The sequence below is a fragment of the Crocosphaera watsonii WH 8501 genome (assembly GCF_000167195.1).
In the GTDB taxonomy this organism is placed as follows: domain Bacteria; phylum Cyanobacteriota; class Cyanobacteriia; order Cyanobacteriales; family Microcystaceae; genus Crocosphaera; species Crocosphaera watsonii.
Genome location: NZ_AADV02000170.1, coordinates 1 through 9269 on the forward strand (window position 1 = coordinate 1; position 9269 = coordinate 9269).

Here is a 9269-nt window from a genome sequence, read left to right on the forward strand (position 1 = left end):
GATAGATCGAGTCGGTACCCTAATATTCCAGCCATCGTATAAGCATTAATTGGATTTGCTCTAGGAATAACAATAACACGATCGCCATTACTCATAGAAATATGTTTACCTTGTCTAATAACTTGAAAACCAGCTTTTTCAAAAGCCTTAATTGCTCTTAAATGATTGATTCCTGGAAGTTTAGGCATCATTACCCCACTTCTACATAAAGAGATTCAGTATCCTTATTCAATTCTTCAACTGTCTCCAAATAGATTTTAATCGCATCTTTAATGTTTTCTATTGCCTCTTCTTTTGTTTCACCTTGGGACCAACATCCTGGTAAGCTAGGACACCAGATTGCATATCCCTCTTCGCTCTCTTGTAATCTAACTTTGTAGCGCATCTTTTTTTATGTTAAATATTATCATTTATCATTATATATTACTACTTTAAGCTGTTAATGATATGGAGACAATACCCAACTCTAGAGTTTTAGATTCATGACGTACTGTTAGATTCCTGCGATCGCCTAAATTCTAGCCGTCTAACCCACCTTATGGTTATAACCTGTCACTACCACAAATGGATGTTGTAGGGGTCAACGGCCGTTGACCCCTACTTCTGCGGTCAAATTCAGGGTATGATGATAAGTTGGGTTATTCAGTATCAGTGAGGAGGCGACAAACTGGATAACATCGACGAACATATCTAAATTTAGCTTAATTGAAGACTATTATGGCAGATCAGATTCGTATTTTAATGTGCGCCCCAGACCACTATGATGTAGATTATGTGATTAATCCTTGGATGGAAGGGAATATACATAAATCAACCCGCGATCGCTCCGTAGAACAATGGAACCAGCTACATAACGCCATCAAAGAACGGGCGATCGTGGAACTAGTGGAACCCCAAAAAGGCTGGCCTGACATGGTATTTACCGCCAACGCAGGACTCGTATTAGGGGATAATGCCATCGTCAGTCGTTTTTATCATAAAGAAAGACAAGGAGAAGAACCCTACTTCAAAGAATGGTTTGCCAACAATGGTTTCAAAGTTTTTGAACTGCCCAAAGACTTACCCTTTGAAGGTGCCGGAGACGCTTTATTTGACAGAGAAGGCCGCTGGTTATGGGCCGGATATGGTTTTAGATCCGAGTTAGACTCCCATCCTTATATAGCGCGATGGTTAGACACAGAAGTATTATCCCTACGTCTCATGGATGAACGCTTCTATCATCTCGATACTTGCTTCTGTCCCCTCGCTGGCGGTTATTTACTCTACTATCCCCCCGCTTTTGACTCCTATTCTAACCGTTTAATAGAACTGCGTATCGCCGAAGAAAAGCGCATTGTTGTGGAAGAACCAGATGCCGTAAAATTCGCTTGTAACGCGGTTAATATTAACCAAAACATCATTATGAACCAAATAAGCGAAAGCTTACAACAACGGTTAAATAATGCAGGTTTTGAAGTAGTCCAAACCCCCTTATCCGAGTTTCTCAAAGCAGGTGGGGCAGCTAAATGTTTAACCCTACGGGTGAATGAACCTGTTTTAGAAGATGTTCATGCTAGTACCCCGGTTGAAAGTCGTACCATTCAACTAAACGGACACCTTTTAGATGCTGGTATTATGAATAAGGCCCTAGATAACATTGTGGAAAATGGGGGCAGTTTCAAGGTATTAAACTTTGACTTAGGAATAGAAAGACAAAGCACCTCAGCAGCACAAGTTCGCGTCTCTGCACCGGATCACGATGTCATGGAAGAAATTATGACACAACTTATTGATCTCGGTGCCGTTGCGCCCCCTCAAGAAGTCTGTGATCTTAAAACCGAAACCGTGGCTAAAGCAGGGGTTGCCCCCGATGACTTCTATGTGAGTACCATTTATCCCACAGAAGTCAGAGTTAACGACCAATGGGTGAAAGTACAAAATCAGCGCATGGATGCTGCTATTGTAGTTGATCCCCAGAAAATGACCGCAGAATGTAAGTTATTACGGGATCTCGCCGTGGGGGATCATGTTATGGTTGGCTTTGATGGTATTCGTACCGTCAGACAAGCGGAAGATCGGGAGCAACGCAACGGGAAAAAAGAGTTTACCTTTATGGGTTCCGGGGTTTCCAGTGAGCGTCGGGTAGAATTATTGGTGGAACAAATAGCTTGGGAAATGCGCCAAGTAAGAGATCAAGGGGGCAAAGTTGCCGTAACAGCAGGGCCTGTGGTCATTCATACTGGTGGGGCGCAACACCTAGCAAAATTAATCAGAGACGGTTATATTGATGCATTATTAGGGGGTAATGCGATCGCTGTTCATGATATTGAACAAGCGATGATGGGAACCTCTTTAGGGGTAGATATGCAGCGAGGAGTCCCAGTTAGTGGGGGACACCGTCATCACCTCAAGGTTATTAATACAGTGCGCCGTTATGGTAGTATTGCCCAAGCCGTGGAACAAGGGGCGATCGGCAAAGGGGTTATGTATGAATGCGTTAAGAATAACGTTCCCTTCGTTTTAGCTGGTTCGATCCGTGATGATGGTCCCTTACCAGACACAGAAATGGACTTAATTAATGCACAAAGTCGCTATGCTGAGTTAATCCAAGGCGCAGACATGATTTTGATGTTATCCACCATGTTACACAGTATTGGCGTGGGTAATATGACTCCTGCCGGGGTGAAAATGGTTTGTGTGGACATTAACCCTGCTGTAGTGACTAAATTAAGCGATCGCGGTTCTGTGGAGTCTGTGGGTATCGTTACCGATGTCGGTTTATTCCTCAGTTTACTGATACAACAGTTAGATAAGTTAACCCATCCTTATCCTTTGGTTTCAACCGTTTAGATCATGTAGGGGTTTAATACTATTAAACCCCCTCAACCTTAATATCAACTCTGCAAACCTTTGACATTCAAAGATCAGGGCATAATATTATTATGCCCCTACGGTTTTAAATTGATGAAACTACCATCTAATGTTATTATTCCCGATGATAAAATAACTCAATATTTGTTAGTCTTTAGAGAACAGGATGATAAATCAAAATTTTTAGCAAAAGGAGGATTTAATCAAAATAACTCAGAAGAACCGAAATTAGCTATTTATAACCTTATTAAAAAGAGTGAAGCAATAGAAGACATAACTAATAAATATGGAACATTTTATCGAGTTGAAGGAAACTTAAGAGGCGTAAATTCTCAATATTTATCAGTGATTACAATTTGGTTAAAACGAACAATAGACAACAGAATTCAATTTATTACCCTAAAACCTAAAAAGGAGAAACAAGTCAATGATTGAATTATATCAAAGAGTATCTTTAAACAAAGACTTTCCTGAATATGGATTAAAAAGAGGAGATATTGCTACATTAATTGATAAAGTCCCTCATCCATCAGGAAAAGAAGAAGGTTATGTCTTAGAAATATTTAATGCTATAGGAGAATCAATTAAGGTTATTATTGTTCCTAAATCGACTGTTGAACCTTTGCGAGAAGATGAAGTCTTATCGGTTCGCTCTCTAGCTCAAATTGGCTAAAATAGCATCTTCAACTTAGAGAGAAGGTTAATGAAGAGGAAATTGAAAACATAGCTAATGATTTATTAAAGATGACTTACACTTATTCTAAAAAAACAATTAGAGAACAAATTAATTATCAATTATCTAAATTATCAGGTGGAGAAAATTGGTTAAATTAATTCATGGTTATTCTATTCGTAGGGGTTTAATACCATTAAACCCTGCACACCATTAATTAAACCCTGAATACCATTGATTAAACCCTGCATACCATTGATTAAACCCTGCATACCATCAATTAAACCCTGCACATCGTTGAAACCGAACGATCTGGGCATAATATTATTATGCCCCTACAGAGTTAACCTCATTTTAGTACAAATATCCCTAGCACTAGGGTTATAAAAAGATAGTTAAAGATGACATATCTGAACTTCCCCCCATATATATATACTACTTTTGACTGAAAACCCTATCTATAAAGGCTTTTAGCCTACATCTCTCTTGTGTCCATACATGGACACAAAAGAGATATCTTGACAAGATTTTAGCGATCGCTGTACTATTAAACTACATAGGTGCAGTTTTCTCAAACCCACTTCATATAATCTTCAGAGAGATTGTACCCAGTAATGGGTAGTACAAAAATCGCTACAACTACCTTTAGATAAGGCTTTTGTCGTTTTTCGTGGGGGGAAGTTCAGTTCTACAACTACGGCGATCGCTTGTGGAACTATTATTGCTTCTGCATCTCAAGTTCAAGCACAATTAATTAATGGTGGTTTTGAACTTCCTGACGTTGGGAATAGTGCGGGATTTTTCATAGAAAATGATGCTTATGTACTAGGTTGGGAAAGCATGAATGGTAATATTGAAATCTGGGGTAATGGAGATAATGGGGTAACTGCTTACGAAGGAACCCAACACGCTGAAGTTGATCAAACTTTATTTCAAGAAATATCGGGTATTGGAACTGGCCAGGAAGTGAGTTTTGAGTTTGCCCATCGTGGGAGAGTGGGTACTGATGTCATTAACTTTAGTATCACTGACTTAGGGATCGGGTAGATTAATCAAAAGAAGGTTAACTTCAAACTAAATGATCTGTCGATAATGGGCGTAATGGGCATAATAATATTATGCCCCTACAAAATTAATGTTTTTAGGCTAAACTAAATCATCCCATACCCATGATTTCGTAACCAGCATCAACATAAATAACTTGACCAGTAATACCACTAGCTAAGTCACTAGATAAAAAAGCAGCCGTATTCCCCACTTCCAACTGTGTTACGGTACGTTTTAAAGGGGCAACCTCTTCCACATGACGCATCATATCTAAAATGCCTCCTACCGCAGAAGAAGCTAAGGTACGAATAGGCCCCGCAGAAATAGCATTAACCCGAATATTATTAGGTCCAAGTTCCGAAGCTAAATAGCGAACACTCATTTCTAAACCAGCTTTTGCTATTCCCATTAAATTGTAATTAGGAATCACTTTCACCCCTCCTAAGTAGGTTAAAGTAACAATACTCCCTCCTTCTGTCATTAACGGTTTAGCGTATTTAGCCATATTTCCTAGAGAAAACGTACTAATTTCCAAAGACTGACTAAAAGCGTCCCGAGGAATAGCACTAAAATCACCCCCTAACCCATCTTTATCCGCAAAAGCTAAACAGTGGATTAAAATATCTAGTTTTCCCCAAGTATCTGCAACGGCCTTAAACGTTTCTTCCACCTGCCCTTCATTTTGGACGTTACAAGGCACAATAAGGGAGGGATTGATAGGTTCAACCACATCACGAACTTTCTTCTCAAAACGCCCTTTTTCGTCCGGTAAATAGGTAACAGCTAGATTGGCCCCTGCTGCGTGGAGTTGTTGAGCAATTCCCCAAGCAATGGAGCGATTATTAGCAATTCCTGTAACTAGCGCGTTCTTTCCAGTTAAATCTAACATAATTATTTTGACAAATGGGCAAAATTTCTGCCGAATCAACCCCCATTATCCGATAATGGTGGCTATAATCAGGGACAGAAGCAAGGATAAATTATCCCAATAAGAATATTGTGAAGCAAAATGTAGCAAAAACCTTTGAAGATACGTTAAAGTGATGTTTTTATCTGGGACTAAAAATTATCATTATTATTATAGTCAGTCCCCTTATTTTTTCGGTGTTGTATTAAAGTGTGATGGAATTGTCTGTACCACAAGATAAACCTTTAGCAGCCGTCTTCCAACGTATTGGTGGCGGTGCCTATCCCCCTGTAGTTGAAGCTTTTGATCGGGGGAAAACCATATTTTTCCCTGGTGATCCCGCAGAAAGAGTCTATTTCTTGCTAAAAGGAGCGGTTAAACTCTCTCGGGTTTACGAAGCTGGGGAAGAAATTACTGTTGCGTTGTTGAGAGAGAATAGTGTCTTCGGGGTGCTGTCTTTAATTACGGGACAACGCTCGGATCGCTTTTACCATGCGGTGGCCTTTACCCCTGTGGAGTTATTGTCATCCCCCATAGAACAAGTCGAACAAGCTCTCAAAAGTCACCCCGATCTGTCCCTTTTAATGCTTCAGGGGCTATCCTCACGGATTTTACAAACAGAAATGATGATCGAAACCCTCGCTCACCGAGATATGGGGTCTCGTTTGGTCAGTTTTTTATTAATCTTATGCCGAGATTTTGGGGTACCGACTCCCGAAGGGATTCGCATTGATTTAAAATTGTCCCATCAGGCTATCGCTGAGGCTATTGGTTCAACCCGTGTGACAGTAACCCGTCTTCTCGGAGATTTACGCCAAGAAGAGATGATTTCCATTCACAAGAAAAAAATTACCGTTCATAACCCGGTTGCCCTCTCTCAGCAATTTGCCTAACCCTGTTGTTAACTCGAGAAGCGAATGACCAGTGCTTATATCCTAATTGTATCGATCCTCATTTTAGGAGGTTTAGTGGCAGCATTGGGCGATCGCTTGGGGAGCAAAGTGGGAAAAGCAAGGCTTACCATTGGCAACCTACGCCCCAAACAAACCGCCGTGGTAGTAACTGTTTTCACAGGAACTTTGATTGCTGCCTTAACTTTTGGGATTTTACTAGCTTTTAGTAAATCCCTCAGAGAAGGGCTTTTTCAATTGGATGATATTCAAAAACAATTACGCATTGCTAGATCTGATTTAGAGGAGTTAGGCAACGATAAGGAAAGTGTTGAAAAGGAACTAGAAAAGACACAAGAAGAACAAGAAAGTGTTGAACAAAAGTTACAAACTACCAATAAGAATTTTGATCAAGCTAAAGAACAACTTAAATCTGTTTCTAGTCAAGCGGTTCAATTAAAAGCCGATATTCAAACCCTACTCAATGAGAGAAAGCAACTTAGACAAGATCAAATAGAATTAGATAAAGAAGTCAATCAACTTAAACAGGAAGTCAGTAGAAGAGATGAAGAATTAACGAAGGGAAAGGCTCAGATTACTGAACAAACTCGTACTTTAAACGAACGACAAAAACGCCTTCAAAGTTTAGAAAAACAACAGAGTACCTTGCAAGCAGAAATTAATCGCAGAGATGCTGAAATTACTAAACTTGATCAAGCTATTGACGAAAAAGATCAGGCTCTCAGAGCAAGAGAAGCTCGCTTAAAACAATTGGAAAAAGAATCCAGTTATTTACAAAGACAAGTAGCGGTTTTAGAGCAGTATTATCAAACTTATCAGGAGTTAAGGGAAAGAAGAATTGCTATTGTTAGGGGTCAAGTTTTATCTATTGGTGCGGTGCGTTTAGTGGAGCCAAAAGCGGGAACTGATGTGGTGGATGAACTACTGCGACAAGCCAATAGAACAGCCATAGAATTAGTGGGAAAAGAAAATATTAAAGCCGATGAAAGAGTTGTTAAAATTACTCAAGGACAGGTTCAACAATTGCTTAAAACACTACAAGATGGACAAGAATATGTTGTGAGAATTATTGCTGCTGGTAATTACGTTCAAGGAGAAAAAGAAGTCAGAGTTTTTGCTGATATTGCTCTCAATCAGAAAATTTTTAGTCAGGGCGAAACCATTGCTATTATTTCTATGGACTCTCTAGAATTAACCGATGAAATTATCCAAGAAAGGTTAGATTTATTACTCTCTGCTACTCAGTTCCGCGCCCGTCGTTCTGGGGTTTTAGGAGGAATTAAAGTGGGAGATGGTCGACTAAAAACTATTGTGGACTTCATAGAAAAAATTAAGCAATCTGAAGAGGGTTTAGACGAATTAAAAGCTATTGCTATGGAAGATAGCAAAACTATTGGACCCCTACAACTAATATTATTGGGAATTCGAGACGGAAACGTTATTGTAGAAACAGAGGTTGAATTATGAATCAAGCAATCCTATCGAAAATCTTAGGTTTTGACCCAGGAAGAGATAAGTGTGGTATTGCTATTACCGACAAAAAAGGTAATATTTATTACCATCAAGTAATCGAATCTTCCCAAGCTATTTTAACCATAAATACTCTCATTAAACAGTTTTCTGTTAACTTGTTAGTTCTGGGTAATCAAACTACCTCTAAACAGTGGAGAAAACGCCTAGATAATGAGTTATTGATGTCTATTCCCATTGAACTTATAGACGAACGAAATAGTACCCTAGAAGCGCGCGATCGCTATTGGAAAATGTATCCCCCTCAAGGGTTAATGCGTCTGCTTCCCCAAGGAATGCGAAACCCTCCTCGTCCTATCGATGATATTGTTGCTATTTTATTAATAGAAAGATATTTTAAAAGCATTAATAATTAATTGTCACTTGCTGAAGACAAGTAGCAGGATCATCACAGAAAAAACCATCAACTCCAATCTTCATTAATTGTTCAATTTCTTCTCTCATTGTTTTTACTTTTTCATCGGTATTTAAAGTTAAATACTCTTCTTCTGGACGTAATGTATAACAATGGACTAATAACCCTGCTTGATGAGCATTTTCTACAAAAGAAGTTATTTCCCCCGTTAATTTTGTGCTGATTTTACTATTTTTATGTATAGAAGTACGAGGTAAAATACTATTTTTCCAAACACCAATACCATCGGCATAAGTTTCACTAATATATTGTAAACTCTCTAGATTATTTAGGGTTTGCTGAATAAAAGCAAAACCCTATTCTTTAAAAGGTTACACCCATATTCGCGATCGCAAAAAAGATCAGCTTTGTCGGCTACAAACCGCTATAATTGGTAGAAACACCTCCCAGTTGTTGGTCAAGAACAAATGTATCGAAAAGAGGAGCAACCTTTACCGCCCCCAGAAAAATTTGAATTACCTTTCGAGGGCAAATTGTCCCCCAATAATCGTTGGGTAATCATGGCAGAGTTGATACCTTGGGATGATTTTGAGGAAGAATATGCTAAACTTTTTTCAGCAGAAAAAGGTGCGCCAGCCAAACTATTTAGAATGGCATTAGGGACATTAATTATTAAGGAAAAATTAGGAACAAGTGATAGAGAAACTATAGAACAGATTAGAGAAAATCTCTATCTACAATACTTTATAGGTTTAAATTGTTATCAACAAGAGCCACCACTGGAATCTTCAATGCTAGTTCATTTTAGGAAAAGAATTGATGGAGAATTGATAAACAAAATCAATAAAAAAATAGTAAAAAGAGAAATAGACAAGAGTGATAAAGAAGTAAAAAAAAAGGATTGTCTCCAAGAAAAAAGAGAAAAAATAAAAAATAAAGGTAAACTAATTTTAGATGCGACTTGTGCGCCAGCAGACATCAAATACCCAACGGATT

Annotated in this window: 13 protein-coding genes; 8 read left to right on the forward strand and 5 right to left on the reverse strand. The window is 38.8% G+C overall.

The window, feature by feature from the left end; translation table 11 throughout:
* Both CWATDRAFT_RS27170 and CWATDRAFT_RS27175 read right to left on the reverse strand, forming a co-directional pair.
* The coding region (locus CWATDRAFT_RS27170; RefSeq protein WP_042712583.1) for a type II toxin-antitoxin system HicA family toxin at nucleotides 1-188 on the reverse strand (188 nt) is incomplete at its 3' end.
* A gap of 2 nt (nucleotides 189-190) precedes the next feature.
* Complete coding sequence (locus CWATDRAFT_RS27175; protein ID WP_007308011.1) at nucleotides 191-385, reverse strand: type II toxin-antitoxin system HicB family antitoxin; 195 nt, start codon at nucleotides 383-385, stop codon at nucleotides 191-193.
* Nucleotides 386-717: 332 nt separating this feature from the next.
* Here CWATDRAFT_RS27175 and argZ point away from each other — a divergent pair, with 332 nt between their 5' ends.
* The 3 genes from argZ (at nucleotide 718) to CWATDRAFT_RS27190 (ending at nucleotide 3523) form a co-directional block, all read left to right on the forward strand.
* Nucleotides 718-2829: a bifunctional arginine dihydrolase/ornithine cyclodeaminase gene (gene argZ, locus CWATDRAFT_RS27180; RefSeq protein WP_007308004.1), complete on the forward strand. Its 2112-nt coding sequence runs from the start codon at nucleotides 718-720 to the stop codon at nucleotides 2827-2829.
* A gap of 114 nt (nucleotides 2830-2943) precedes the next feature.
* Complete coding sequence (locus CWATDRAFT_RS27185; protein WP_007308005.1) at nucleotides 2944-3285, forward strand: DUF6883 domain-containing protein; 342 nt, start codon at nucleotides 2944-2946, stop codon at nucleotides 3283-3285.
* Nucleotides 3278-3523 (forward strand): DUF4926 domain-containing protein, encoded by a 246-nt coding sequence (locus CWATDRAFT_RS27190; RefSeq protein WP_007308006.1) that lies wholly within the window; start codon nucleotides 3278-3280, stop codon nucleotides 3521-3523. The genes CWATDRAFT_RS27185 and CWATDRAFT_RS27190 overlap by 8 nt, the downstream gene beginning before the upstream one ends.
* 173 nt (nucleotides 3524-3696) lie before the next feature.
* Here the strand turns inward: CWATDRAFT_RS27190 and CWATDRAFT_RS37760 are convergent, their stop codons facing one another.
* Nucleotides 3697-3843, reverse strand: coding sequence for a hypothetical protein (locus CWATDRAFT_RS37760; protein ID WP_156185184.1), 147 nt, complete (start codon nucleotides 3841-3843; stop codon nucleotides 3697-3699).
* Nucleotides 3844-4363: 520 nt separating this feature from the next.
* On the opposite strand from CWATDRAFT_RS37760, the gene CWATDRAFT_RS32110 reads away from it, so the two are divergent.
* Nucleotides 4364-4570, forward strand: coding sequence for a hypothetical protein (locus tag CWATDRAFT_RS32110; protein ID WP_050018389.1), 207 nt, complete (start codon nucleotides 4364-4366; stop codon nucleotides 4568-4570).
* 109 nt (nucleotides 4571-4679) lie between these two features.
* Here CWATDRAFT_RS32110 and fabI read toward each other — a convergent pair whose 3' ends face one another.
* Nucleotides 4680-5459, reverse strand: coding sequence for an enoyl-ACP reductase FabI (gene fabI / locus CWATDRAFT_RS27200; protein ID WP_007308010.1), 780 nt, complete (start codon nucleotides 5457-5459; stop codon nucleotides 4680-4682).
* Nucleotides 5460-5692: 233 nt separating this feature from the next.
* Between fabI and ntcA the strand changes: the two genes are divergently transcribed.
* The 3 genes from ntcA to CWATDRAFT_RS27215 are packed head-to-tail and all read left to right on the forward strand — an operon-like array spanning nucleotide 5693 to nucleotide 8274.
* A complete protein-coding gene (gene ntcA / locus CWATDRAFT_RS27205; protein ID WP_007308007.1) occupies nucleotides 5693-6370 on the forward strand; it encodes a global nitrogen regulator NtcA in 678 nt (225 codons plus the stop codon).
* Nucleotides 6371-6394: 24 nt separating this feature from the next.
* On the forward strand, nucleotides 6395-7855 hold the full coding sequence (locus tag CWATDRAFT_RS27210) for a DUF3084 domain-containing protein (RefSeq protein WP_007308008.1): 1461 nt from the start codon (nucleotides 6395-6397) through the stop codon (nucleotides 7853-7855).
* A complete protein-coding gene (locus CWATDRAFT_RS27215; protein ID WP_007308009.1) occupies nucleotides 7852-8274 on the forward strand; it encodes a pre-16S rRNA-processing nuclease YqgF in 423 nt (140 codons plus the stop codon). The genes CWATDRAFT_RS27210 and CWATDRAFT_RS27215 overlap by 4 nt, the downstream gene beginning before the upstream one ends.
* On the opposite strand, the gene CWATDRAFT_RS34770 is transcribed toward CWATDRAFT_RS27215, so the two are convergent.
* Nucleotides 8264-8617 (reverse strand): glycerophosphodiester phosphodiesterase family protein, encoded by a 354-nt coding sequence (locus CWATDRAFT_RS34770; RefSeq protein WP_326997442.1) that lies wholly within the window; start codon nucleotides 8615-8617, stop codon nucleotides 8264-8266. The two genes, CWATDRAFT_RS27215 and CWATDRAFT_RS34770, sit on opposite strands and share 11 nt — an antisense overlap.
* 123 nt (nucleotides 8618-8740) lie before the next feature.
* On the opposite strand from CWATDRAFT_RS34770, the gene CWATDRAFT_RS27220 reads away from it, so the two are divergent.
* Nucleotides 8741-9269: transposase (locus CWATDRAFT_RS27220; RefSeq protein ID WP_042712585.1), on the forward strand; the 529-nt coding region annotated here is incomplete at its 3' end.

What these genes read in the sequence shown, in the direction of transcription:
- fabI (WP_007308010.1), bottom strand. Translation starts at nt 5,459, where the DNA reads ATGTTAGATTTAACTGGAAAGAACGCGCTAGTTACAGGAATTGCTAAT.
- ntcA (WP_007308007.1), top strand. Translation starts at nt 5,693, where the DNA reads ATGGAATTGTCTGTACCACAAGATAAACCTTTAGCAGCCGTCTTCCAA.
- CWATDRAFT_RS27190 (WP_007308006.1), top strand. Translation starts at nt 3,278, where the DNA reads ATGATTGAATTATATCAAAGAGTATCTTTAAACAAAGACTTTCCTGAA.
- CWATDRAFT_RS27185 (WP_007308005.1), top strand. Translation starts at nt 2,944, where the DNA reads ATGAAACTACCATCTAATGTTATTATTCCCGATGATAAAATAACTCAA.
- CWATDRAFT_RS32110 (WP_050018389.1), top strand. Translation starts at nt 4,364, where the DNA reads ATGAATGGTAATATTGAAATCTGGGGTAATGGAGATAATGGGGTAACT.
- CWATDRAFT_RS27175 (WP_007308011.1), bottom strand. Translation starts at nt 385, where the DNA reads ATGCGCTACAAAGTTAGATTACAAGAGAGCGAAGAGGGATATGCAATC.
- CWATDRAFT_RS27210 (WP_007308008.1), top strand. Translation starts at nt 6,395, where the DNA reads ATGACCAGTGCTTATATCCTAATTGTATCGATCCTCATTTTAGGAGGT.
- CWATDRAFT_RS37760 (WP_156185184.1), bottom strand. Translation starts at nt 3,843, where the DNA reads ATGCCCAGATCGTTCGGTTTCAACGATGTGCAGGGTTTAATTGATGGT.
- CWATDRAFT_RS27215 (WP_007308009.1), top strand. Translation starts at nt 7,852, where the DNA reads ATGAATCAAGCAATCCTATCGAAAATCTTAGGTTTTGACCCAGGAAGA.
- argZ (WP_007308004.1), top strand. Translation starts at nt 718, where the DNA reads ATGGCAGATCAGATTCGTATTTTAATGTGCGCCCCAGACCACTATGAT.